The organism is Streptomyces sp. NPDC051582 (assembly GCF_040681715.1).
In the GTDB taxonomy this organism is placed as follows: domain Bacteria; phylum Actinomycetota; class Actinomycetes; order Streptomycetales; family Streptomycetaceae; genus Streptomyces.
On sequence record NZ_JBFAZJ010000003.1, the window covers coordinates 108,682 to 133,644 of the forward strand.

Annotated in this window: 17 protein-coding genes; 5 read left to right on the plus strand and 12 right to left on the minus strand. The window is 72.5% G+C overall.

The window, feature by feature from the left end; genetic code table 11:
• Nucleotides 1-100: 100 nt before the first annotated feature.
• Nucleotides 101-1,513, minus strand: coding sequence for a proline--tRNA ligase (gene proS / locus AB0M92_RS06075; RefSeq protein WP_366100899.1), 1,413 nt, complete (start codon nucleotides 1,511-1,513; stop codon nucleotides 101-103).
• Between the two features lie 131 nt (nucleotides 1,514-1,644).
• On the opposite strand from proS, the gene AB0M92_RS06080 reads away from it, so the two are divergent.
• Nucleotides 1,645-2,322: a methyltransferase type 11 gene (locus AB0M92_RS06080; protein ID WP_366100900.1), complete on the plus strand. Its 678-nt coding sequence runs from the start codon at nucleotides 1,645-1,647 to the stop codon at nucleotides 2,320-2,322.
• A 34-nt stretch (nucleotides 2,323-2,356) separates the two neighbouring features.
• Here AB0M92_RS06080 and ftsH read toward each other — a convergent pair whose 3' ends face one another.
• The 6 genes from ftsH to AB0M92_RS06110 form a co-directional block, all read right to left on the minus strand.
• On the minus strand, nucleotides 2,357-4,285 hold the full coding sequence (gene ftsH / locus AB0M92_RS06085) for an ATP-dependent zinc metalloprotease FtsH (protein WP_366100901.1): 1,929 nt from the start codon (nucleotides 4,283-4,285) through the stop codon (nucleotides 2,357-2,359).
• A 126-nt stretch (nucleotides 4,286-4,411) separates the two neighbouring features.
• A complete protein-coding gene (gene ffh / locus AB0M92_RS06090) occupies nucleotides 4,412-5,983 on the minus strand; it encodes a signal recognition particle protein (protein ID WP_366100902.1) in 1,572 nt (523 codons plus the stop codon).
• A gap of 163 nt (nucleotides 5,984-6,146) precedes the next feature.
• The gene (locus tag AB0M92_RS06095; protein WP_366101153.1) at nucleotides 6,147-8,567 is read right to left on the minus strand and encodes a [protein-PII] uridylyltransferase; all 2,421 of its coding nucleotides are present in this window, start codon (nucleotides 8,565-8,567) and stop codon (nucleotides 6,147-6,149) included.
• 38 nt (nucleotides 8,568-8,605) lie between these two features.
• Complete coding sequence (locus AB0M92_RS06100) at nucleotides 8,606-8,944, minus strand: P-II family nitrogen regulator (protein WP_030162445.1); 339 nt, start codon at nucleotides 8,942-8,944, stop codon at nucleotides 8,606-8,608.
• Nucleotides 8,941-10,287: an ammonium transporter gene (locus AB0M92_RS06105; protein WP_366100903.1), complete on the minus strand. Its 1,347-nt coding sequence runs from the start codon at nucleotides 10,285-10,287 to the stop codon at nucleotides 8,941-8,943. Before AB0M92_RS06105 ends, AB0M92_RS06100 begins: the two co-directional genes overlap by 4 nt.
• 316 nt (nucleotides 10,288-10,603) lie before the next feature.
• Nucleotides 10,604-12,127: a hypothetical protein gene (locus AB0M92_RS06110; RefSeq protein ID WP_366100904.1), complete on the minus strand. Its 1,524-nt coding sequence runs from the start codon at nucleotides 12,125-12,127 to the stop codon at nucleotides 10,604-10,606.
• A 390-nt stretch (nucleotides 12,128-12,517) separates the two neighbouring features.
• Here AB0M92_RS06110 and AB0M92_RS06115 point away from each other — a divergent pair, with 390 nt between their 5' ends.
• The gene (locus AB0M92_RS06115; RefSeq protein ID WP_366100905.1) at nucleotides 12,518-13,186 is read left to right on the plus strand and encodes a bifunctional DNA primase/polymerase; all 669 of its coding nucleotides are present in this window, start codon (nucleotides 12,518-12,520) and stop codon (nucleotides 13,184-13,186) included.
• Nucleotides 13,187-13,275: 89 nt separating this feature from the next.
• Here AB0M92_RS06115 and ftsY read toward each other — a convergent pair whose 3' ends face one another.
• Entirely contained in the window at nucleotides 13,276-14,496 is a 1,221-nt protein-coding gene (gene ftsY, locus AB0M92_RS06120) for a signal recognition particle-docking protein FtsY (protein WP_366100906.1), read from the minus strand.
• Nucleotides 14,497-14,638: 142 nt separating this feature from the next.
• Here ftsY and AB0M92_RS06125 point away from each other — a divergent pair, with 142 nt between their 5' ends.
• Together AB0M92_RS06125 and AB0M92_RS06130 are read left to right on the plus strand one after the other, a co-directional pair.
• The gene (locus AB0M92_RS06125) at nucleotides 14,639-16,168 is read left to right on the plus strand and encodes a cytosine permease (RefSeq protein ID WP_366100907.1); all 1,530 of its coding nucleotides are present in this window, start codon (nucleotides 14,639-14,641) and stop codon (nucleotides 16,166-16,168) included.
• A gap of 63 nt (nucleotides 16,169-16,231) precedes the next feature.
• Nucleotides 16,232-17,218: an LLM class flavin-dependent oxidoreductase gene (locus AB0M92_RS06130; protein ID WP_366100908.1), complete on the plus strand. Its 987-nt coding sequence runs from the start codon at nucleotides 16,232-16,234 to the stop codon at nucleotides 17,216-17,218.
• 41 nt (nucleotides 17,219-17,259) lie between these two features.
• Here the strand turns inward: AB0M92_RS06130 and AB0M92_RS06135 are convergent, their stop codons facing one another.
• The 4 genes from AB0M92_RS06135 to AB0M92_RS06150 all read right to left on the minus strand — a co-directional run bounded on the left by AB0M92_RS06135 (nucleotide 17,260) and on the right by AB0M92_RS06150 (nucleotide 23,809).
• A complete protein-coding gene (locus AB0M92_RS06135) occupies nucleotides 17,260-18,690 on the minus strand; it encodes a sugar porter family MFS transporter (protein WP_366100909.1) in 1,431 nt (476 codons plus the stop codon).
• 231 nt (nucleotides 18,691-18,921) lie between these two features.
• The gene (locus AB0M92_RS06140) at nucleotides 18,922-22,797 is read right to left on the minus strand and encodes an AAA family ATPase (RefSeq protein ID WP_366100910.1); all 3,876 of its coding nucleotides are present in this window, start codon (nucleotides 22,795-22,797) and stop codon (nucleotides 18,922-18,924) included.
• A 164-nt stretch (nucleotides 22,798-22,961) separates the two neighbouring features.
• Nucleotides 22,962-23,177, minus strand: coding sequence for a hypothetical protein (locus AB0M92_RS06145; RefSeq protein ID WP_030162422.1), 216 nt, complete (start codon nucleotides 23,175-23,177; stop codon nucleotides 22,962-22,964).
• A 350-nt stretch (nucleotides 23,178-23,527) separates the two neighbouring features.
• Nucleotides 23,528-23,809, minus strand: coding sequence for an acylphosphatase (locus tag AB0M92_RS06150; protein WP_030859890.1), 282 nt, complete (start codon nucleotides 23,807-23,809; stop codon nucleotides 23,528-23,530).
• Between the two features lie 135 nt (nucleotides 23,810-23,944).
• Between AB0M92_RS06150 and AB0M92_RS06155 the strand changes: the two genes are divergently transcribed.
• On the plus strand, nucleotides 23,945-24,895 hold the full coding sequence (locus tag AB0M92_RS06155) for a CAP domain-containing protein (RefSeq protein ID WP_366100911.1): 951 nt from the start codon (nucleotides 23,945-23,947) through the stop codon (nucleotides 24,893-24,895).
• The last annotated feature ends 68 nt before the right edge of the window (nucleotides 24,896-24,963 follow it).

Below are 24,963 nucleotides of genomic sequence, written 5' to 3' on the forward strand. Positions count from 1 at the left end.
ATCCCAGGAGGAGTCGGTACGTAACGTCGACCAAAAAGCCCGGCCCCGGCGCGCGGCTCGTGCCGTGCGCCGGGCCCGGGCCCTGGTCGGAAGGTGTCGGTCAGTACGAGCGCGCGACGATGGCGAGGGTACCGGGGGCGTCGTCCGCCTCCGGGACCGACCCGTCCTCGGCGATCAGGCAGCGCACGGAGACGGCCTGCTCGCCCAGCTTGGCCTCGCCCTCGGGACCGAGGTCGGCCCACGGGATCCGCGCCCAGCCGCCCGCGACGGCGGCCTCGGCGGCCTCCTCGATGGTGGAGACGTCGCTGGTGCGGGCGATGCGCCGCTCACGGGACTCGCGCAGCAGCTGCGCCTGGTCCTCGTCGAGCACCTTGGGCAGCAGGTCGGCGAGCGCGTCGATCTGCACGGGCTCCTTGCCGCCCGGGATCCGGCGGGCCAGCATCGCGGTGCCGGCCTCCAGGTCGCGGGGGCCGATCTCCACGCGGACCGGTACGCCCTTGAGCTCCCAGTCCACGGCGCGGCGGCCGAAGGGGGTGTCGACGCGGTCGTCCACGTGCACGCGGATGCCGGCGGCCTTCAGCTGCGCGCCGAGCTCGCGGACCTTGGCCACGGCCTCGTCGCCCTTGATCGCCATGACGACGACCTGGACGTGCGCCAGGCGCGGCGGGACGCGCAGGCCGTTGTCGTCTCCGTGGGACATGATCAGACCGCCGACCATGCGGGTCGAGACGCCCCACGAGGTCTGCCAGACGAGCTCCTGCTTGCCTTCCTTCGACAGGTACTGCGTGTTGAAGGCCTTGGCGAAGTTGGTGCCGAGCTCGTGGCTCGTGCCCAGCTGCAGCGCCTTGCCGTCGCCCATCATGCCTTCGAGGGTGAGGGTGTTGATGGCGCCGGCGAAGCGCTCCTTGGCGGTCTTGCGGCCGAGCACGACGTCGATGCCGAGCACGTTCGTCATGAAGTCGCCGTAGACGTCCGTGTGGATGCGGGCGGCGTAGTCGCGGGCGTCCTCGTACGTGGCGTGGGCGGTGTGGCCCTCCTGCCAGAGGAACTCACTCGTACGGAGGAACACGCGCGGGCGCATCTCCCAGCGGACCACGTTCGCCCACTGGTTGATCAGCAGGGGCAGGTCGCGGTAGCTCTGGACCCACTTGGAGAAGTAGTCGTTGATGATCGTCTCGGAGGTGGGCCGGACGACGACCGGCTCGTCCAGCTCCTTGCCGCCGCCGTGCGTGACGACCGCGAGCTCGGGGGCGAAGCCCTCGACGTGCTCGGCTTCGCGCGTCAGGTACGACTGCGGGATGAACAGCGGGAAGTACGCGTTCTGGGCGCCCGCGTCCTTGATGCGCGCGTCCATCTCCTGCTGCATCCGCTCCCACAGCCCGTAGCCGTACGGTCGGATGACCATGGTGCCGCGTACCGGACCGTTGTCGGCCAGCTCGGCCTTGTTGATCAGATCCTGGTACCAGCGGGGGAAATCCTCCGCCTGGGGGGTGAGAACGGGTGCCTTTGCCATGGCGCGAATGGTACGGCGCCGGGCACTCGATGCGTGAATCGGGTGGCGCACTCCTCTGGACGCGGGGGCGAATGGGGAGTTCCCTGGCAACGGGGGCAAGGGGGCGACAAGGAATCAGGAGCGCTCTTTCGATGACACCGACGCCGACGGCGACGCTCGTCGCCCGGGACTGGGCGGAGATCCAGGAACGGATGCTGGTACCGCTGTACGAAGCGGTCTACGACCGGCTGGAGGTCGGGCCGGGTGACCGGCTGCTCGGCCTGGACTGCGGGTCCGGGCTGGCCCTGCTGCTGGCCGCGGGCCGGGGAGCCGCCGCCACGGGGGTGGAGGCGGATCCGGCGCGCCGGGCGCTGGCGCGCGAGCGGCTGCTGGAGGTGGTCCCGGCCCCGCCGGACGGCGCGCGCCCGTACGACGTGCTGCTGGCCTTCTCGCCGTCCGGGGCGGCCCTGGACGCGGCCCGGCCGGCGGTCCGGCGGGGCGGGGCGGTGGTGCTGGCCGACTGGGGTCCGGCGGAGCGGTGCACGGTGCCGGCGGTGCTGGGCGGCGGTCCCGCGCCGCGGGACCTGGACGCGGCGGTGGCGCGGGCCGGGCTCACGCCCGACGGTTCGGGGCGGGTGTTCTGCCCCTTCGGGTACGCGGACGTGGACAGTGCGGTACGGGGGCTGCTGTCGACGGGGCTGTACGAGTCCTCGTCCGATCCGGCCCAGGTCGAGAAGGAGCTGACCGAGGCCCTTCATCCGTACGAGCGCCCGGACGGCGCCGTGTGGCTGCCGAACATCTTCCGCTACGTGATCGCCCGGGTGCCGTGATCGTGACCGGGAAGGTCGCGGGCGGTGTCCGCGGCTACTTCGCTTCCTTCGGGGGGCGGGAGATGCCCGCGGCCTCGTAGGCGGCCGGCTCGTCCAGGGTCTCGTTCGCCAGCAGCGCCTCGGTGAGCGCGTCGAGTTTCGGCCGGTGTTCGCGCAGCAGCCGGCAGGCCTCCTCGTAGCACTCGTCGACGATGCGCCGCATCTCGTGGTCCACGACGTCGAGGGTGGCGGGGGCCGCGAGCAGCCCGTACGGACTCTGCGCGTCGGCCGGGATCGCGGTGAGGCGGCCGACGCGTTCGCTCATGCCCCAGCGGCCGACCATGCCGCGGGCGAGGTTGGTGACCTGTTCCAGGTCGTTCTCCGCGCCCGTGGTGATGACCTCGAAGACGACGTGCTCGGCGGCCATGCCGCCCAGCGCGCCGATGATGCGGCCGCGGAGGTAGTCCTCGGTGTAGGAGTAGCGGTCCGCGTCGGGGGTGGAGAGGGTGACGCCGAGCGCTCGGCCGCGGGGCACGATCGTGATCTTGCGGACGGGGTCGGCGCCCGGCTGGAGCATGCCGAGCAGCGCGTGGCCGCTCTCGTGGCAGGCCGTGCGGCGGCGTTCCTCTTCGGGCATGACGAGCGAGCGCGCCGCGCCCAGCTGGACCTTTTCCAGGGCGTCCATGAAGTCGGCCTGGGTGACCTGGTTCTGCCGGCGTTTGACGGCGAGGAGGGCGCCTTCGTTGGCGAGGTTGGCGAGGTCGGCGCCCGTCATGCCGGGGGTGGTGCGGGCCACTTGGTCGAGGTCCACGTCGGCGGCCAGCGGGATGTCGCGGGTGTGGATGCGCAGGATGGACTCGCGGCCGGCCCGGTCGGGCGGGGCGACGGAGACCGTGCGGTCGAAGCGGCCGGGGCGGGTGAGCGCGGGGTCGAGGACGTCGGGCCGGTTGGTGGCGGCGATGACGACGACGCCCTCCGAGCCGGAGAAACCGTCCATCTCGGTCAGGACCTGGTTGAGGGTCTGTTCGCGCTCGTCGTGGCCGCCCATGGCGGCGCCGCCCCCGCGGGCCCGGCCGATGGTGTCGATCTCGTCGATGAAGACGATGGAGGGGGCCACCTTGCGCGCTTCGGAGAAGAGTTCGCGGACCCGGGAGGCGCCCACGCCGACGATCATCTCGATGAACTCGGAGGCGGAGGCGGAGAAGAAGGGCACTCCGGCCTCGCCCGCGACCGCCCGCGCGAGCAGGGTCTTGCCGGTGCCGGGCGGTCCGGCGAGCAGCACCCCGCCGGGCATCCGGGCGCCCAGGGCCCGGTACTGCTCGGGGTTCTTGAGGAAGTCCACGACGTCGCCCAGTTCGCCCTTGACCTCGTCGATGCCGGCCACGTCGGCGAAGGTGGTGCGCTTGCCGCCTTCAAGCTCCACGGGTTTGGGCGGCTGTTTGCGGCCGAGGCCGCCGACGCCGCCCATGGCCGAGCCCATCCGGCGGGCGATGAGCACCCACAGGAGGACCAGCAGCAGCATCGGGGCGAGCGAGATCAGCAGGTTGGCCAGGAAGCTGCGCTGGACGACGACCGGGGAGGCCGTGACGACGACGTTGTGCTTGCTGAGGTTCGCCCACAGGTCGTCGTCGGCGAAGGCCGGGCGCTGGGTGACGAATTTGGTGTAGTCGCCCTTGCCGCCGTCGGGCAGCGGCTGCTTGTTCTTCAGCTCGCCCTGGATGGCGTCGCCCTTGGAGTAGATCTTCGAGACGTTGCCGGCGGCGACCTGCTTGCTGAACTCCGTGTACGAGACGGTCGGCTCGTCGCCCTGGTTGAAGAAGGACAGGGCCACGTTGGCGAGCAGGAAGACGATCAGTGCGGCGAGGACGAGTCCGCGCCAGCCCCCGGGCATCTTCCTCTTGGGCGGCGGCGTCGGCGGCGCGCCCTCCGAGCGCCAGGGCGTGTCGGCGCGGTCGCGAGGCGGTACGGGGGTGGGGCTGGGCACGTGGCCTCCTTACTGCCGTCCTCGTGGCCGACCATAAGGGACAAAAGGCACCTCGGCGCTCCCGGGGCGTACGCGCGGGGCCCTGGCCGGATGATCCGGCCAGGGCCCCGTCACGTGCGACCGCGCTTACTTCATGAACTTCTTGAACTCGTCCGGGAGGTCGAAGTCCTGGCCGGACTGGCCGCCGGCGGGAAGGCCGAAGGGGTTGCCGCCGGGCTCGGGCGGGGCCGCCTGCGGACCCTGCTCGCGGCGGGCCGCCGCCGCGGCCTCCTCTTCCTTGCGCTTCATCGGGTTGCCGCTCTTGCGCTTGCCCTTGGCCTGCTTGATCTGCTTCTTCTGCCGGCCGGGGCCGCCGCCCATCCCGGGGATGCCCGGCATCCCGGGCATGCCGCCGCCCTGGGCCATGCGGGACATCATCTTGCGGGCCTCGAAGAAGCGCTCGACGAGGTTCTTGACGGCGCTGACCTCGACGCCGGAGCCCTTGGCGATACGGGCGCGGCGCGAGCCGTTGATGATGTGCGGGTCCTGGCGCTCGGCCGGGGTCATCGACTTGATGATCGCGGCGGTGCGGTCCACGTCGCGCTCGTCGATGTTGTTGATCTGGTCCTTGATCTGCCCCATGCCGGGGAGCATGCCGAGCAGCTTGGAGATGGAGCCCATCTTGCGGACCTGCTCCATCTGGGCCAGGAAGTCGTCGAGCGTGAACTCCTTCGGCCCCTTCTGGAGCTTGGCCGCCATCTTCTCGGCCTCGGCCTGGCTGAAGGTCTTCTCGGCCTGCTCGATGAGGGTGAGCATGTCACCCATGTCGAGGATCCGGCCCGCCATGCGGTCGGGGTGGAAGGCGTCGAACTCGTCCAGCTTCTCGCCGTTCGAGGCGAACATGATCTGCTTGCCGGTGACGTGCGCGATGGAGAGCGCGGCACCGCCCCGCGCGTCGCCGTCGAGCTTGGAGAGCACGACGCCGTCGAAGCCGACGCCGTCGCGGAAGGCCTCCGCGGTGTTGACCGCGTCCTGGCCGATCATGGCGTCGACGACGAAGAGGATCTCGTCGGGGCTGACGGCGTCGCGGATGTCCGCGGCCTGCTGCATCAGCTCGGCGTCGATGCCGAGGCGGCCGGCGGTGTCGACGATGACGATGTCGTACTGCTTGGTGCGGGCGTACTCGATGGAGTCCTTGGCCACCTGCACCGGGTCGCCGACACCGTTGCCGGGGGCGGGGGCGTAGACCGCGACGCCGGCCCGCTCGGCGACGACGCTGAGCTGGTTGACGGCGTTGGGGCGCTGGAGGTCGCAGGCGACGAGCAGCGGGGAGTGGCCCTGGCCCTTGAGCCAGAGGCCGAGCTTTCCGGCGAGGGTGGTCTTACCGGCACCCTGGAGGCCGGCGAGCATGATCACGGTGGGCGCGGTCTTGGCGAAGCGCAGCCGCCGGGTCTCGCCGCCGAGGATCGAGACGAGCTCGTCGTTGACGATCTTGAGGACCTGCTGGCCCGGGTTCAGGGCCTTGGAGACCTCTTCGCCGCGGGCGCGCTCCTTGACGTTCGCGATGAAGGAGCGGACGACGGGAAGGGCGACGTCGGCCTCAAGGAGGGCGATACGGATTTCCCGCGCCGCAGCGTCGATGTCCTGCTCGGAGAGGCGGCCCTTGCCCCGGAGGGACTTGAAGGTCGCGCTGAGGCGGTCGGAAAGCGTATCGAACACGGTGGTCGCGATTCCTCGGGTCGGGGGCGTGTGGTCGCCCCCCAGGGTATCGGGCCCTCCCCCTGTCCGGGGACCCGCCCGTTCCCGGTCTGCGGGGTTCCGCCTCAGGAGGCGCCGGAGGGGCTGGTTTCAGCCCCTCCGGCGGCGGGAGCGCCTGCTCCGCTCAGCGCAGGGCGGCCTCCAGAGCGGCGGCCAGGGCCGCTGCGGCGGCCGGCGGCAGCGGTTTGCCGTCGGGGTCGACCACGTACAAAGAGTCCACCGCGTTGGCGCCCAGCGTCGAGACGTGCGCGCTGCGCACCCGCACCCCGCAGGACTCCAGCGCGCGCCCGATCCGGTGCAGCAGGCCCACCGCGTCCGGGGCCCGTACCTCCAGGACCGTCGCCAGCGAGGAGACCTCCGGCACCACCGTGATCCTGGGCGGCGGCGGGACCACCCCGCGCCGCCGCGGGTACGCCGCCTCGCGGTCGGCCAGCTTCGCCGGGACGTCCAGCGAGCCGTCCAGCGCCCGGATCAGGTCCGTGCGCAGGCGCGCCGCCTCCGGCAGCGCCCCGTACTCGGCCGCCACCCGCCACCGCAGGACCAGTACCTCGCCGGGCAGCTCGGCCAGTTCCAGCGAGCGCAGGTCCGCGGCCCGCACGGTGAGCCGGTGCAGGGCCAGGACTCCGGCCACCGCCGGGAGGACCCCGGGCTGGTCCGGGACCGCCACCACCAGCTCGACGCCGACGGCGTCGTCCTCCTCCTGGCGCGCGTGCAGCGCGAGGACCGGCTCCCCGGTGCGCAGCGCCTCCACCGCGAGGCGTTCCTGCTCGGTGGTCGCGATGGCCTGCTCGGTCGCGACCGGCGGCGTCCCGCGCAGGACCGAGGCGACCCGTGCCACCAGGTCCGCCACCAGCGAGCCCCGCCAGGTGCTCCACGCCGCCGGCCCGGTGGCCAGCGCGTCCGCCTCGGTCAGCGCGTGCAGGATCTCCAGGGTGCCGGGCGATCCCACGGCCTCGGCGACCGCGCGGACGGTGGCCGGGTCGTCGAGGTCGCGCCGCGTCGCGGTGTCGATCAGCAGCAGGTGGTGCCGTACGAGCACCCCCAGCACGGCGGCGTCCCGCTCGTCGAAGCCCACGCGTACCGCCACGTCGTGGGCGATGGTCTCCCCCGCGACCGAGTGGTCCCCGGGCCAGCCCTTGCCGATGTCGTGCAGCAGCGCGGCCATCAGCAGCAGGTCGGGCCGGCCGACCCGGCGGGTCAGCGCGGAGGCCCGTACCGCCGTCTCGACCAGGTGCCGGTCCACGGTCCAGGTGTGCACGGGATTGCGCTGCGGCCGGCACCGGACCCGTTCCCAGTCGGGCAGCAGCCGCGTGATCAGCCCCTCGGCCTCCATGGCCTCCCAGACGGCGACCGTCGGCTCCCCCGCCCCCAGCAGGGTCAGCAGCTGCTCCCGCGCCTCGGCGGGCCAGGGCACCGGCAGGGGCTTGGCCTGCGCCGCGATCCGCCGTACGGCGTGCAGCGAGACGGGCAGCCCGGCCTGTGCGGCCGCGGCCCCGAACCGCAGCGCGAGGACCGGATCCCGGTCGGGCCGGGCGGCCAGCGCCAGGACGGCCTCGCCGTCGGACTCCACGACCCCTTCGGCGAGCGGCGCCCGCTCGGCCGCCGCGGCCCCCCGCGTGCCCAGCAGCCCGCGCAGCCTCGGCCGGGCGGCGCGGGCCCGCAGGACCCGGCCGACCTCGCGCCAGGTGACGTCCCCGGCGTACGCGATGACCCGCGCGGCCTCGTACACCTCGCGCAGCAGCGCGTCCGCGTCGAGCAGGCCCAGCCGGGCGGCGACCTGGTCCTGTTCCTGGAGCGCGAGCCGGTCGGTGGCGCGGCCGGTCACCAGGTGCAGGGCGTCGCGCGCGTCGAGCAGCCGCCGCCGGGCCTCCGCCAGCCCCTCGCGCGGGGCGTCGGCCAGCCAGGACGCGGCGACGGCCCGCAGTGCGGTGGCGTCGCGGAGCCCGCCGCGGGCCTCTTTGAGGTCGGGTTCCAGCAGGAAGCGCAGCTCCCCGGCCCGCTCGGCCCGCTCCCGGCACAGCGCGTGCAGTTGCGGGAGCCGTTTGGGGGCCTGGTTTCGCCAGTCGGCCAGCACCGAGGTGCGCAGGCCCGCGAGCAGTCCGGCATCGCCCGCGACCGGCCGCGCGTCCAGCAGCCCCAGGTGCACCTTGAGGTCTTCACCGGCGGTCTTGCGGGCCTCGGCCGGGGTCCGCACCGAGTGGTCGAGGGCCACGCCCAGGTCCCACACGGGGTACCAGACGCGGTCGGCCAGTGCGCTCAGCGCCCGCGGCTCCGCCTTGCCGTCGTGGAGGAGCAGCAGGTCGAGGTCGCTGCGCGGGGAGAGCTCGGCGCGCCCGTAGCCGCCGACGGCCACGAGGGCGGCCCCCCGTACCCCGCTCTCCCGCAGGGCCGTGGTGAACAGGGCGTTCAGCCAGTCGTCGGTCAGCCCGGCCAGCGCGGAACGCCGCGAGGGCCCGGACCGCGACTCCTCCTGGAGGAGTCGCAGCCGGGCCGCGGCGTAGCCGCCGGGTCCCGGGGCGGACGGTTCGTCAAAATCGCCTGTCATGGTCTCTTCGACGTTCGTCACCCAGGAGCTCCCGTCGCCTAGAGCGCTTCCGCGCCGCGCTCGCCGGTGCGGACGCGGATGACCGCGTCCACGGGGACGCTCCACACCTTGCCGTCGCCGATCTTTCCGGTGCGGGCGCCCTGTACGAGGACGTCCATCACCGATTCGGCGTCGTCGTCCTCGACGACCACCTCGATGCGGATCTTCGGTACGAGGTCCACGGTGTACTCGGCGCCGCGGTAGACCTCCGTGTGGCCGCGCTGGCGGCCGTATCCGCTGGCCTCGGAGACGGTGAGCCCCTGGACTCCGAACCGCTGGAGGGCGTCCTTGATCTCGTCGAGCCGGTGCGGCTTGACGATCGCGGTGATCAGCTTCATGCGTCAACCTTCTTGCTCGCGGCGGCAGCGTGGACGGGTACGGCGGTGCTCCGGGAGGAGGCTCCGCCGCCGGCTCCGCTGAAGTCGTAGGCGGTCTCGGCGTGCTCGACCTGGTCGATGCCGGAGACCTCGTCGTCCTCGGTGACCCTCATCCCGATCGTCTTGTCCAGGAGGAAGGCGAGGACCGCGGACACGACGAGAGAGTAGGCGAGGACGGAGAAGACTCCGACGGCCTGCTTGCCGAGCTGTTCCAGGCCGCCGCCGTAGAAGAGGCCGGCCGCGTCGGACTGGACCCCGCCGGTGGCGAAGAAGCCGACGAGGAGCGAGCCGATGACTCCGCCGACGAGGTGGACGCCGACGACGTCGAGGGAGTCGTCGAAGTTGAACTTGTACTTGAGGCCGACGGCCATGGCGCAGACGAGGCCGGCGATGGCGCCGATGGCGATCGCGCCGAGCGGGGAGCAGGAGCCGCCGGAGGGGGTGATCGCGACGAGGCCGGCGACCGCGCCGGAGGCGGCGCCGAGGGTGGTGAAGGAGCCGTGGCGCAGCTTCTCGTAGCCGAGCCAGGCGAGCATGGCGGCGGCGGTGGCGACCTGGGTGTTGACGAACATGACCGCGCCCACGCCGTCGTCGTTGCCGAGCCAGGAGCCGGCGTTGAAGCCGAACCAGCCGAACCAGAGCAGGCCGGCGCCGAGCATCACGAGCGGGAGGCTGTGCGGGCGCATGGGGTCGCGCTTGAAGCCGACGCGCTTGCCGATGACCAGGATGACGCCGAGGGCCGCGGCGCCGGCGTTGATGTGGACGGCGGTGCCGCCCGCGAAGTCGATGACGCCGAGCTCGAAGAGCCAGCCGCCGGCGCCCCACACCCAGTGGGCGACGGGGAAGTAGACGACGGTGACCCACAGGGCGGTGAACAGGGCCCAGGCGCTGAACTTCACGCGGTCGGCCAGGGCGCCGCTGATCAGGGCGGGGGTGATGACGGCGAACATCAGCTGGAAGACGGCGAAGACGTAGACCGGGATGGTGTAGCCGTCCCACAGCTCGGTGATGCCGATGCCGCTGAGGCCGACGTAGTCGGAGGACCAGCCGATGAGGCTGCCGGAGTCGGTGCCGAAGGCGAGGCTGAAGCCGTAGAGGACCCACAGGATCGTGACGATCCCGAGGCTGATGAAGCTCATCATGAGCATGTTGAGGCTGCTCTTGACGCGGACCATGCCTCCGTAGAAGAAGGCCAGTCCCGGGGTCATCAGCATGACCAGGGCGGAGCAGATGAGCATGAACCCGGTGTTCGCGGCAGAGAGCGTCGGGGCGTCTGCCGCGAGGGTCGTGATGGCTGATGCCATCGGCGTCTCCTCGTCGTCGGTACGTTCGCGTGCGGGCGAACGTGGAAACCTGAGCGGCGCAAGGCGTAAGGCCGGGGGGTGGGGGCCTGGGGGCTGGCCGGTTATTGGCCCTGAGATTCGCGCAGGCCGGTTTCCGGCGGCACCGCTGGGTGTTTCGCGGCCGTGACGAAGAGGTCGGCTGTGTTACGCGTCCATGAACAGCGTCGGGACGTGAGCCGGCCGCGGCAGCACCCGGGTGACCTGGCTGGGGGAGCCTGATCGGGCTTCACGGGGTGACTGCCGCGGCCGGGGCCTTCGGGGGCGGCCGCGCGGGCCGTCAGACGGCCTGCGCGGCCTCGGGGAGCCGGGAGGCGAGCTGGTCGGTCAGCTGGACCACGTCGGCGACGTCGCCGTACTCACGGGCGGCGCTGTCGACGGTCTTGCGGATCCGCGTATTGACCCGTTCGGAGCGCACCTTTTCCGCCACCTTCAGCGCGCGGTCGACGAGGACGACGGCCTGCTCGGGCTCGCGGCGGAGCAGGTGCACGGTGGCCATGCCGATCAGGTTGAGGCTGTACGAGCGCTGGTGCTCCTCGTCCTTCTCGAAGAGGTCCACGGCCCGCTGCATCACGGGTTCGGCGAGGGAGGCGTACATGGGGCTGCGCCCGGCCACGTAGGCCAGGTCGCGGTACGAGTGGGAGTTCTCGCCGTTGAGCTCGGCCTCGGAGAAGAACCGGATCCAGTCGGGCTCGGGCTCGCCGCCGAAGTCGACGTCGGAGAACGTGTCCTCGGCCATCCGCACGGCCCGCTTGCAGCGGCTGGGCTGGCCCATGTTGGCGTAGGCGCGCGCCTCCATCGCATACAGCATGGCCTGGGTGCGCGGGCCGGCGCAGTCGCGGCTGCCGTACTGCGCGAGGTGGATGAGTTCCAGGGCGTCCTCGGGGCGGCCGAGGTGGATCATCTGTCGGCTCATGCCGGAGAGGATGTACGAGCCGAGCGGCTTGTCACCGCCCTCCTTGGCGGCGTGCAGCGCGAGGACGAAGTACTTCTGCGCGGTGGGGTGCAGGCCGATGTCGTAGCTCATCCAGCCGGCCAGTTCGGCGAGTTCCGCGGCGACCTTGAACAGCCTGCGCATGACGGGGGCCGGGTGGTTCTCCTGGAGCAGGTCGGTGACCTCGTGCAGCTGGCCCACGACGGCCTTGCGGCGCAGTCCGCCGCCGCACTGGGCGTCCCACTGGCGGAACATGACGGTGGTGGCTTCGAGGAGGCCGAGTTCCGGTTCGGAGAGCCGGGGCGGGCGGTGGCCGCTGAGGGCTCCGGGTGCGCCGGCCTCGCGGGGGCCCGGGTCGGCAGCGGCGACCGGGACCAGCCAGCGCTGCATGGGCTCGATGAGGGCGGGGCCGGCGGAGAGGGCGAGGGAGGTCCCCAGGAAGCCCCGGCGGGCCAGCATCAGGTCGCTGCGGGAGAACTCCCCGAGCAGCTCGACGGTCTGCGGCCCGGCCCAAGGCAGGTCGACGCCGGATACGGAGGGCGTCTGGTGGGCGGTGCGCAGCCCGAGCTGCTCGATGGCGACGACGGAGCCGAAGCGCTCGGAGAACAGCTCGGACAGGATCCGCGGGACGGGCTCGCGGGGCTGCTCGCCGTCGAGCCAGCGGCGCACCCGGGAGGTGTCGGTGCTGATGTGGTGGGCGCCCATCTGCCGGGCGCGCCGGTTCACCTGGCGCGCCAGCTCGCCCTTCGACCAGCCGCTGCGGACGAACCAGGAGGTCAGTTGTTCGTTGCGGGCCGCGGAGCCCGGGACCTCCGGCTCCACGCTCGTTCCGCTTGCGCCGTTGCCGCTCACTGGAACGCCCCCATCCATTCAGCCTCTTCACACGAAACCCTGGCTGGAGCGGCGAGCGCCGCCACGGACCTTCACAGGTCCTCCACACGTTGCCTCCGGCATAACCACGGACGGCCCGCCTTCGGGGTTTGGTGCACTGAAAGTAATCCTACGATCACCCCCTCCGCGAGGTCGATTCCAGAATCGCCACCATTCGCCACCCCTTTGAATGAACTAGCCACCCGCCAGGCGCGATTCACTTGACACCGAGGCGAAAACGATCGGATGGACGGGAGTGCAGCGGGGGCGCGCGCGGCGAGGAGTGCGCCGGGCAGCCCCTCCGGGCACCGGGCTCGCCCCCGGCCCCGCATCCCGTCCCGCCGACGTCGTAACCACCTGCGCGTCCGACCCGTTGGAGGGGGCATGGGCATGGGCTTCACGATCGGCGGCAGCCGCAGCACCAAGGAGTTCCGTTCCGGTACGCGTCGCCGCGGCCGGACGTCGGAGTGCACGGCCGTCGCGGAGTACACCGGACTGTGGGGCTGGGACGTGGTCCCCGGCGCCCGCGCCGCGGCACCCGCCCGCGGCTGCTCCTGCGGTCATACGAATTGCAGCGCGCCGGGGGCGCATCCGCTGCCCCTCGCTCCGACCGTCCCGGCCGGCGCCACCCTCGACGAGGTCACCGAGACCTGGAGCGGATACCCGGGCGCGGCGGTCCTGCTCCCCGTCGGCCGCACCTTCGACGTCATCGAGGTCTCGCAGGAAGCGGGGCGCCGGGCGCTGGTCCGCCTGGAGCGGATGGGCCTGCCGCTCGGGCCGGTCACCGCGACCCCGGACGGCCGGGCGCAGTTCTTCGTGGCCCCCGGCGCGGCCGCCGAACTGCCGCAGCTGCTGTACCGGATGGGCTGGGACGATGCCGACCTCGACCTGCGCGCCCTGGGGTCCGGCGCCTTCCTGACCGCCCCGCCCTCCGACCTCGCGGGCCTCGGCCCCGTCTGCTGGCTGCGCCCGCCGGCGCTGGACTCCGCGGGCGGCCCCCCGCAGGCCCGGCTGCTGCTGGGCACCCTCGCGTACATCTGCCACCGGCTGCGGCGCTAGGGGGTGTCCGACAGTGCCCCGCGTTCCGGCCGGAACGCGGGGCACTGTCGTGCGCACGAGCTGCGCGCGGGCTGCGTACGCAGCCGCGCTCAGTCGCCGATCAGGGCGTCCACGAACGCCTCCGGCTCGAAGGGCGCCAGGTCGTCGGCGCCCTCGCCGAGACCGACGAGCTTGACGGGGACGCCGAGCTCGCGCTGGACGGCGACGACGATGCCGCCCTTGGCGGTGCCGTCGAGCTTGGTCAGCACGATGCCGGTGATGTCCACGACCTCGGCGAAGACGCGGGCCTGGGTCAGCCCGTTCTGCCCGGTGGTGGCGTCGAGGACGAGCAGGATCTCGTCCAGCGGGCCGTGCTTCTCCACGACGCGCTTGACCTTGCCGAGCTCGTCCATGAGGCCGGTCTTGGTGTGGAGGCGGCCGGCGGTGTCGATGAGCACCACGTCGGCGCCCTCGGCGATGCCCTCCTTGACCGCGTCGTAGGCGATCGAGGCCGGGTCCCCGCCCTCGGGGCCGCGTACCGTACGGGCGCCCACGCGGTCGCCCCAGGTCTGGAGCTGGTCGGCGGCGGCGGCGCGGAAGGTGTCGGCGGCGCCGAGCACCACGGAGCGGCCGTCGGCGACGAGCACGCGGGCCAGCTTGCCGGTGGTGGTGGTCTTGCCGGTGCCGTTGACGCCGACGACCATCACGACGCCCGGGGTGTCGGCGCCGCTCTCGGTCTTCACGGCGCGGTCGAAGTCGGTGCCGACCAGGGTCAGCAGCTCCTCCTTGAGCAGGGTGCGCAGGTCCGCGGGGGTTCGGGTGCCGAGCACCTTGACCCGTTCGCGGAGCCGGTCCACGAGCTCCTGCGTCGGTACGACACCGACGTCGGCGATCAGGAGGGTCTCCTCGATCTCCTCCCAGGTGTCCTCGTCGAGGTGCTCGCGCGAGAGCAGCGTGAGCAGCCCCTTGCCGAGCGAGTTCTGCGAGCGGGCGAGGCGGGCGCGCAGCCGGACCAGGCGGCCGGCGGTGGGCTCGGGCACCTCGATCTCGGGGGCGGCCGGCGCCTCGGGCTCGGCGACGACGGGGGGTGCCTCGGGAGCCGCGGCCTCCGCGTCGGGGAGGACGACCTCCTCGATCGTGCGGCGGGGTTCTTCCGCCGTCTCTACGGCGTCCTCCCCCACCTGCGGTTCGGCGGGCGGGGCAGTGATGGTCGGCGTGCTCGGCGGCGCCGAGGGCGGCAGCTGCTTCTTCTTGCGGCTGCTGACCACGAGCCCGCTGATCGCGCCGACCGCGACCAGGGCGATGACTACGGCAAGGATGAGGATTTCCATAACGCGTCCAGTATCGGCCACGGCGGCCCCGGACCCCGGACTCCGGCGGTTCCGGCTGGGCCGTAAGGCTCTATTTGTGGACTTCGCGGCACATCTACGATGATGGGCGACTTACCCGTACGCCCTGCCCCCGGAGTACCGCATGCCTGCCGAGCCCGCCGACGGCGCGATACAGACGCCGCCCGCGACGTCCGCCCGGACGCCCGCCGAGACGCCCGCCGAGACGTCCGCCGACACCTCGGTCGAGACCCGCGGCCTGGAGCCCGTCCCGGACGGCGAGCGCACGGGCCGGGTCCGCGAGCTCGTGCCCACGTGGGTCGCCGCCAACATCAGCGTGCTGCTGCTGACCATGGGCGCCGGTCTGGTGATCTTCAACAAGCTCAACATCTGGCAGGTGCTCGTCGTCGCGATCGCCGCGCCCGTCGTCTCGTACGGGCTCGTCGGGCTGATCTCGATCGCCGGGAAGCGCGGCGGCGCCCCCGGCATGGCGCTCTCGCGGGCCGTGTTCGGCCAGCGCGGCAACCTCTTCCCCGGGGCCCTGATCTGGGTCGCCCGCTGGGGCTGGGAGACCATCAACGCGGTCAGCGGCGCCTTCGCCATGCTCACCGTGCTGGACCTGGTGTTCGGGGTGAAGAAGAACACCGCCCTGATCGTGGTCACCCTGGTGCTCTTCGTCGGCTGCACCTTCCTGGTGTCCGGCCTCGGCATCAGCGCCCTGCGCGTGTGCTCGACCTGGTCGACGTACCTCTTCGGCGCCTTCAGCGTGCTCGTGCTCGGCTATCTAATCGTGGAGAGCGACTGGTCCGCCGTCTTCGACAAGCCGGCCGGTTCGACCGCGATGATGATCGCGGGCATCGGCACCATCGCCGCCGGCGGCATCAGCTGGGTTCCCTCGGGCCCGGACTTCACCCGCTACCTGCCGCGGACGGCCTCCGCCAAGGGCATGGTCGGCGCGACGATCGGCGGCGCGGCCGTCGTGGTGATCCCGATGGTGCTGATGGGCGCCGTCATGGCGGTGGGCACCCCGGACCTGGCCACGGCGCAGGACCCGGTCTCCTTCATCGGCAATCTGCTCCCCGCCTGGATCGCGGTGCCGTACCTGCTGATCGCGCTCGTCGGCATGCTGCTGATCAACTCGATGTCCATGTACTCGGCCGGCTTCACGGCGCAGACCCTCGGCATCAAGGTCCCGCGCGCGGCGGCCGTCAGCGTCAACGCCGTCATCAGCCTCGTCTTCGGCTTCCTGCTGATGGTGGTCGCGACCAGCTTCTTCGGCTCGTTCATCTCCTTCCTGACCCTGCTGGCCGTGGCGTTCTCCGCGTGGATCGGCGTCTTCGGCGTGGACATGCTGCGCCGGACCTCGTACGACGGCGCGGCGCTGCTGGACACCACCCGCACCAGCGCCTACTGGTACCGCGGCGGCTACGCCTGGCAGGCCATGACCGCGTGGGGCGTGGCCCTGGTCGTGGGACTGCTCTTCACGAAGGTGGACTGGTTCGGCGGGCCGCTCGCCGGCACCTGGATCGGGCGGAACGGCCTGGGCTGGGCGGCCGGGATCGTCACCTCGGGCCTGCTGTACGCCGTACTGCCGCGCACCGCGGCTCCGGCTGCCCCCGCGGCGGGGGCGGCGGAGCCCGAGCTCGCGGGCGCCGCCGGATCCCTGTCCAACTGACGCCACGTCAGCTAACGTCCCCCTTCGCCCGCGCACCCACATCCGGCGAAGGGGGACTTCTCCATGCCCATCACCGTGGCCCGGTTCAATCTCGTCGACCCGAACGGCACCCCCGAGAGCCTCTCCGCCCGCTACAAGGCCGCGCTGGAGATGGCGCAGTACGCGGACGACCGCGGCATCGACACGGTCCAGACCGAGGAGCACCACGGCACGGCCAACAACTGGCTGCCCTCGCCGTTCGCCTTCGCGGGCGCCGTCTTCGGCGCCACCCGCCGGATCGCGGTCACCGTCTCGGCGATCATCGGTCCGCTGTACGACCCGCTGAAGGTGGCGGAGGACATCGCGGTCCTCGACCTGCTGAGCGGCGGCCGCCTCGTCACGGTCGCGGGCATCGGCTACCGGCCGCAGGAGTACGAGCAGCACGGCGTCGAGTGGGGCCGGCGCGGCCGGCTCCAGGACGAGCTGCTGGAGACCCTGCTGCGGGCGTGGACCGGTGAGCCGTTCGAGTACCGGGGCCGTACGGTACGGGTCACCCCGCGGCCCTTCACGCAGCCGCACCCGCTGCTCCTGGTCGGCGGCAGCTCCAAGGCGGCGGCCCGGCGCGCGGCCCGGCTCGGGCTGCCGTTCTTCCCCAGCGCGCACCTGCCGGAGCTGGAGGCGTACTACCAGGCGCAGCTCTCGGAACACGGGACGGAGGGGTTCTGCATGATGCCGGCGGCCGAGACCCCGCTGCTGCACATCGCCGAGGACCCGGACCGGGTGTGGGCCGAGTACGGCGAGCGCTTCCTTCACGAGGCGGGCATGTACGCCTCGTGGCAGTCGAAGGACATCCTCAGCGCCGTGCGGTCGGGCGCGCGCTCGGTGGCCGGGCTGCGCGCGGAGGGCGTGTACCGGGTGCTGACCCCGGACGAGGCCGTCGCGTACGCCCGGGGCGCGGGCGAGGCGGGGAACCTGGTGCTGCACCCGCTGTGCGGCGGGATGCCGCTGGACGAGGGCTGGCGCAGCCTGCACCTGCTCTGCGAACAGGTACTGCCCCGGCTCAAGGACTGAGCCGGGGCAGTATCGAGGAGAAGGGGCGTTGGCGGGGGTGGTTACCCCATCTCCTCCAGCGCCTTGCCCTTGGTCTCCGGCACCCATTTGAGGATGAAGGGGATCGAGAGCAGGGCGAAGAACGTGTAGATCATGTAGGCGCCGGACAGGTTCCAGTCGGAGAGCGACGGGAACGAGACGGTGATGACCCAGTTGGCGATCCACTGGGCGGCCGCGGCCACGCCGAGGGCGGCGGCGCGGATGCGGCCCGGGAACATCTCGCCGAGCAGGACCCAGACCACGACGCCCCAGGACAGGGCGAAGAAGAGCACGAAGAAGTTGGCGGCGACCAGGGCCGTGATGCCCTGCGCGTGGGGCAGGGAGATGTCGTCGCCGGTCCCGGACTTGAACGAGAACGCCCAGGCCGCCGTGCCGAGCGAGAGGGCCATGCCGACCGAGCCGATGAGGGCGAGCGGCTTGCGGCCGAGCCGGTCCACGAAGATCATCGCGATGACCGTACCGATGATGTTCACGACCGAGGTCTCGAAGGAGTACAGGAACGAGGAGCTCGCGTCGATGCCGACCGACTGCCACAGCGAGGAGCTGTAGTAGAAGATCACGTTGATGCCGACCAGCTGCTGGAAGACCGAGAGGCCGATGCCGATCCAGACGATGGGCAGGAAGCCGAAGCGGCCCCCGAGCAGGTCCTTGAAGGTGGACTTCACCTCGGAGCGCATGGAGTGGTCGATCTCGCGGACGCGGGCGTCGGCGTCGATGCCCGAGCCCTCCACCTCGCGCAGGACCTCCTTCGCCTTGTCCGTGCGGCCGACCGAGACCAGGAAGCGCGGGGACTCGGGGATGGCGAAGGAGAGCAGTCCGTAGAGCACGGCCGGCACGACCATCACGCCGAGCATCCACTGCCAGGCTTCCAGGCCGCCGATCTCGCCGCGCTGGTCGCCGTCGGCGAGGTTGAGGATGCCCCAGTTGACGAGCTGGGAGACCGCGATGCCGATGACGATCGCCGCCTGCTGGAAGGAGGCGAGGCGGCCGCGGTAGGCGGGCGGGGAGACCTCGGCGATGTAGGCGGGGCCGATGACCGAGGCCATGCCGATGCCGAAGCCGCCGATGACGCGCCACACCGCGAGGTCCCAGAGGGCGAACGGCAGGGCCGAGCCGATGGCGCTCGCGGTGAACAGGACGGAGGCGATCTGCATGCAGCGGATTCGGCCGATCCGGTCGGCCAGGCGGCCCGCGGTGGCGGCGCCGATGGCGCAGCCGATCAGGGCGGCGGCGATCACCTGGGCGAGTGCGGCCGATCCGACGTCGAAGCGGTCGCGGATGGCCTCCACCGCGCCGTTGATGACGGAGCTGTCGTAGCCGAAGAGGAAGCCGCCCATGGCCGCGGCCGCGGTGATGAAGATGACGTGGCCGAGGTGGTCGGGCTGGGCCGCGTTTCCACCGCCCGGCGCGGGTGCGTTCGCTGTGCTGGTCAAGGTGCGCTCCTGGGCCCGGCGGCGACGGCGGGCTGTGTGGGGGTTCCGTTGTTGCTTGCTCGTGTTCCTCTAGTGGCGCACAGCAAACTGCTTGCCACCACCTGAACGTCAACACGGCACAGCAGAGCCTATGGCTTCACTTTCTGAAGTCAATAGGGGAGATGAACCCGATTGTTCACAGAGATGACCCATAGGCTTTCAGGGAATGTGTTCACTAAGTGAAGCTAAAGGTCAACGAAGGCGCTGGCTGATGACCTTGGAGACGCCGTCGCCCTGCATGGAGACGCCGTAGAGGGCGTCGGCGACCTCCATCGTCCGCTTCTGGTGCGTGATCACGATCAGCTGCGAGCTCTCCTGGAGCTCCTCCATGATCCGGATCAGCCGCTGCAGGTTGGTGTCGTCGAGCGCGGCCTCGACCTCGTCCATCACGTAGAAGGGACTGGGACGGGCCTTGAAGATCGAGACCAGCAGGGCGACGGCGGTCAGCGAACGCTCGCCGCCGGAGAGCAGGGAGAGCCGCTTGACCTTCTTGCCGGGCGGCCGGGCCTCCACGTCCACGCCGGTGGTCAGCATGTTGTCGGGGTCGGTGAGGATCAGCCGGCCCTCGCCACCGGGGAACAACCGCGAGAACACCCCCTCGAACTCCCGGGCCGTGTCCCGGTAGGCCTCGGTGAACACCTGCTCCACGCGCTCGTCGACCTCCTTCACTACCTGAAGGAGGTCGGCCCGGGTCTTGCGCAGGTCCTCCAACTGCTCGCTCAGGAAGCGGTGGCGCTCCTCCAGCGCCGCGAACTCCTCCAGGGCGAGCGGGTTGACCTTGCCGAGCTGCTGGTACGCGCGCTCGGCCGCCCTGAGCCGCTTCTCCTGGTGAGCCCGTACGAAGGGGCCCGGCTCGGCGGCCTCGTCCGGAGCCTCCCCCTCGGCGGGCGGGCTCGGGGGCACCGGCTGGTCCGGCCCGTACTCGGCGACGAGGGCCGCCGCCGCCATCCCGAACTCCTCCAGGGCGCGCGACTCCACCTGCTCGATGCGCAGCCGCTTCTCGGCGCCGAGCACCTCGCCGCGGTGGACGGAGTCGGTCAGCTTGTCGAGCTCGCCCTTGAGGTCGCGGCCGCGGCTGCGGGCCTCGCCGAGTTCCCGTTCGCGCAGGCCCTTGGCGTACTCGGCGGCGGTGCGCTCCTGCTCGGCCCGGCCGAGCGAGACCTCCAGGTGCGCCAGGAGCTGGCGGGCCCCGTCGGCGACGGCGCGGGCGACCTCGGCCTCGTGGCGCAGCCGGGCGCGGCGGCGCTCGGCGCGGGCGCGGGCCTCGCGCTCGGCTCGGGCGCCGCGGTCGAGGGAGTCGGCCCGGCCGGCCAGCCCCTTGACCCGCTCCTCGTGGGTCCTGAGCTGCAGCCGGGCTTCCATCTCGGTCTGGCGGGCGTTGGCCCCGTCGGCGGCGAGCCGGTCCCGCACGGCGGTGTCCGGCTCCTCCTCCACCGGCATCTCCTCGGCGGTGGCCAGGCGTTCGGCGCACTCCTCGACCTCGGCCAGCGCCTGCTCCAGCGCGCCCTGGGCCTTGTCCGCGGCGGCGGCGCTGCGCTCGGCCTCGCCCGCGGCGCCCTTCGCCTGCCCGGCGAGGCGCCCCAGCTGCTGCGCCACCCCGGCCCGGGCCTGCTCCCCGGCCCGGCGCCGCTCGCCGACCTCCTCGACCCGCGCCACGAGCTCGCCGCGCAGCGCCTGGGCGCGGTCCCGCGCCGCGGCGCCGTCCGCGCACTCACCGTCCAGGCGCACCAGTTCCGCTTCGGCCTCGTCGACGGCGGCCTGCACCTCGATCAGACTCGGCGCCCCGGCGGAGCCGCCGTGCGCGAGGTGCGCGCCGAGCACGTCGCCCTCAAGGGTCACGGCGACGAGCCCGGGCCGCGCCGCGACGAAGCGCTCGGCCTCGTCGAGGCTCCCGACGACGACGTACTCCCGCAGCACCCACCCCGCGGCCCGCACGATCCCGGCGTCCCCCTGCACCAGCCCCGCGGCCGGCAAGGCGGGCTGACCGGGGTCGGGGGCCGGGCCCCGGTCGCGGGAAGGGGCGGGGTGGGGGAAGGCCGCCTCCGGCCCGGGGCCGTCGGCCGCGCGCTCCCCCGGGACCGGGGGCTCGGCCGACGCGCCCACCGGGGCCGCAACGTCCGCGCCGGTGGCGGCCTGTCCGGGGAAGGGCGCCCCGGCAGGCGAACCCGCCCGGGGCGGGGCGTTCGTGGCGTCGCCCGTGCCCCCGGTCCGTCCCGGGCGCGGATCCGCGGCCGAACGGCCCGCCGGATCCGCGGCGTCCGCGCCGGCGGCGCCCTGGACCGGGAACGGCGTCCCGGACGGCGAACCCGCCCGGGGCCGGGACTCGCCCTGGTCCGGGATCGGGATCCCCGCCGGCGGCGCAGCGATCAGGAGCGTGGCCCGGCCGGAGTCCGTGGTCCGCAGGTGCCTGATGGCCTCGGCCGCCGCCCCCGGCGAGGACACCGCCAGCGCGTCCGCCGCGGCGCCCAGCGCCGCCGCCACCGCGACCTCGTACCCCGGGGCCACCGACAGCCGTTCCGCCGCAGGCCCCAGCAGCCCCGCCAGCCGCTCCCGCGCGGCGAGCAGCGCTCCCGTGCCGTCCTTCCTCCGCAGCCCGAGCGCCAGCGCGTCGCGCCGCGCCGACACCGCGGCCCGGGACTTCTCCGCGGCCGCCGCCGCGTCCCGCGCCTGCGCCAGCGCGGCCTCCGCCGCCGCGAGCTCCGCCCGCGCCGCCGCGTACTCCTCGTCCGCCGCCGGGTCTTCGAGCCCGCCGACCTCCTCGGCCAGCGCCTCGTACTCCGCCTGCGCGGCGGCCGCCCGGGACCGGGCCGCGTCCCGGGCCGCCACCAGCCGGTCGATCTCCGCCTGCGCCGCCCCGGCCCGGGAACGGGCCGCTCCCAGCCGCCCCGTCAGCCGCGCCAGCCCCTCGCGCCGGTCGGCGATGGCCCGTGCCGCGTCCCGCAGCCGCCGCTCCTCGGCCGCCAGCGAGCGCTCCAGCTCCGCCCGGTGCTCGACGGTGTCCTCCAGCGCCCGCGAAGCCGCCTCCAGCGCGGCCGTCAGCTCCGCCTCCTGCTCGCGGATCCGCGCGGCCTCCCGCTCCATGTCCTGCGGATCGCGGCCCGGCCGCTCCTCCTCCGGCGCCGCCGAGGCGGACTTGACCCGCGCGTCGGCCAGGGACGCGGTCCCCCGTACCCGCTCGGCCAGCTGCGACAGCTCGTACCAGGTCTGCTGGGCCCGCTGGAGTCGCGGCGTCAACCGTCGCACCGTCTCCTCAAGCTCCGCCTCGCGCCGCAGGGCCTGGCCGAGCTGTGCCTCGGCCGTGTCCTTGCGCTCCTTCAGCGCCGCCTCGTCCGCGATCTCCGCGTCCAGCGCGCCCCGCAGCGTCACCAGGTCGTCGGCGAGCAGCCGCAGCCGCGCGTCGCGCAGGTCGGCCTGGATGACGGCGGCGCGCCGGGCCACCGCGGCCTGGCGCCCCAGCGGCTTCAGCTGGCGCCGCAGTTCCTCGTTGAGGTCCTGTACGCGCGCGAGGTTGGCCTGCATCGCGTCCAGCTTCCGCAACGCCTTCTCTTTGCGCTTGCGGTGCTTGAGTACGCCGGCCGCCTCCTCGATGAAGGCGCGCCGGCCCATCGGATCGGCGTGCAGGACGGAGTCCAGCTGGCCCTGGCCGACGATGACGTGCATCTCGCGGCCGATGCCGGAGTCGGAGAGCAGTTCCTGGATGTCGAGCAGCCGGCAGGTGTCCCCGTTGATCTGGTACTCGCTGCTGCCGCCGCGGAACATGATCCGCGTGATCGTGACCTCGGCGTACTCGATCGGCAGGGCGCCGTCGGAGTTGTCGATGGTCAGTGACACCTCGGCCCGTCCGAGCGGCGGCCGCCCGGTGGTGCCGGCGAAGATGACGTCCTCCATCTTGCCGCCGCGCAGGGACTTGGCCCCCTGCTCCCCCATGACCCAGGACAGCGCGTCCACCACGTTGGACTTGCCCGAGCCGTTGGGCCCCACGACGCACGTGATGCCGGGCTCGAAGCGCAGGGTGGTTGCGGAGGCGAAGGACTTGAAGCCGCGCAGGGTCAGGGACTTGAGGTGCACGCCGCCGGACTCTACCTTTCGCGTTCGGTTTCACCCATGAAGGTGCAGGGCACGACCGACGCCGAGGGAATCGTCCCCCACCCGGCCCAACAAGAAAGAAGGGACGCCGAAGCGTCCCTTGCAGATCTTGCGGGGCTGTAGTCGAGCGACGAATAGAGCGCGGATCAGGTGAGCGCAGGCTCCGCCTGGGGTACGTCGATGTCGATGCGGTCCAGCAGCGAGTCTCCGTGCTGAGCGGCGGCCGCGTTCAGCGCGTCGTTTTCGGACTGAATCCGTACGAGCTCGGACTCAAGGTCCTGGACGCGCTGCTGAAGCCGTCGCATCTCGGCGAGGAGTCGCGGGTCGGAACCGCCGACGTAACCGAGAAGCGCCTTTGCCATGATGGATGGTCCTCCACACTGAGTGACCGACCGAAGCGGTGTGGGTCGTGAGGGAATCGCACCCGCGGATGTCCGGCAGCGACTGTCAGTCACTGCGCTTACTGGTACCAGCACTGCCAAACAGCTCAGGTGCGCGGGGCTTCCAGCGTCTCACCAAAAAGTTTGACGGTCAACACGATCACGCCCCGTATCGGCGGGCAGCCCGGTTCCCCCAAGGGACGTGGAGATCGTCCGCTGCTTCGAGCCTTCCACGGAACGCCGCGTCCGGCAACGTACCGACAGCGGAACGTGCAGATCCGGCCGGGTGCGGACCGTCCCGAGGTGTGATCAGTACATGATCAGCCGATCGGTCAACGGATCGCGAAGCCGTCGTAGCCACCGCGCGGTGTGCCCCAGATCTCTGTCACTCCGTCGACCCTCCCGGGCGTGTCGGCGGAGCGCAGCCAGTCGAGCAGCCGGTGGCAATTCTCACGTTGACCTTCGGCCACCACCTGTACTCGCCCGTCGTCGAGGTTGAGGGCGAACCCGAGGACACCCCCGATCTCCAGCGCATTGGCCCTGGTGAACCAGCGGAAGCCCACTCCCTGTACACGACCGCGCACCCACGCGGTCATGCGGACATCTTCATTCATGCGTGCACGCTAACGGGGCGAGGAGTTTCGCCCCACATCGCCCCGGCGCCCCATCGCGTACAGTCCCGCACCAGTGAACTCACCCATTTGGGTGCGTAAGGGATGATCTTGAGCCGCAAGGAAGGCACGTCGCCGATGGGACGCCACCGACTCCACGCCGCGCCGGACCGCGACGGCAACCGCCGCACCCTCGTGCGCTCCGCCCTGCTGGGCGGCGCCGTGGCCGTGGCCCTCGGCACGGCGGCCGTGACCACCGGCATGGTGCCGGTCGGCAGCTCCTTCCCCTACGTGGGTGTCGACGCCGCCGACTCCACCGGGAAGACGCAGGCCGAGGCCTCGCCGAGCCCGAAGCCGGCGGCCCAGGAGCAGGGCGGCCTCGCCAACCTCTCGGGCCGCGCCTCCGCCGTCCCCGACGCGGGCACCCCCACGCCCTCGGCCTCTCCTTCCCCCTCGGCCTCCTCTTCCCCGCCGGCTTCACCGAGCCCCTCCGCCTCACCCGCGCCCGCCGCCTCCGCCACCGCCACCGCGTCCGCCTCCCCCGAGGTGCAGGCGAAGCCGCAGAAGAGCCTGGTGCCGGTGCCGGTCCCGGCGGCGCCCAAGACGGTCGCACCCAAGCCCAAGACGGTCGCCCCCAAGCCGAAGACGGCCGCCCCCACGACCGCCGCCCCCGAGCCGCCCGCCCCGCCGGCCCCGACGCCCGCCGACGGCCACTCCGCCGAGGAGGCCGCCGTGCTCACCCTGGTCAACCAGGAGCGCGCCCAGGCCGGCTGCGGTCCGGTCCGCGCGAACCCGCCGCTCGCGACGCTGGCCGCCGCCTTCAGCAAGGACATGGCCACCCGCGGCTTCTTCGACCACACCGACCCCGACGGGAACTCGCCCTGGGACCGCGCCACCAAGGCCGGCCTGTCCGGTCTCGGCGGCGAGAACATCGCCCGCGGCCAGGGGGATGCCCAGGCGGTCATGAACGCGTGGATGAACAGCCCCGGCCACAAGGCGAACATCCTCAACTGCGAGTTCCGCACCCTCGGCGTCGGCGTGTACGTCGCCGACGGCGGCCCCTGGTGGACCCAGGACTTCGGCTTCTAGCCACGGTCGCACCGGCTCGCGGAGCACTTACCAACCGAAAGCGCCCACTTCTGGTCAGCGCTGTACGG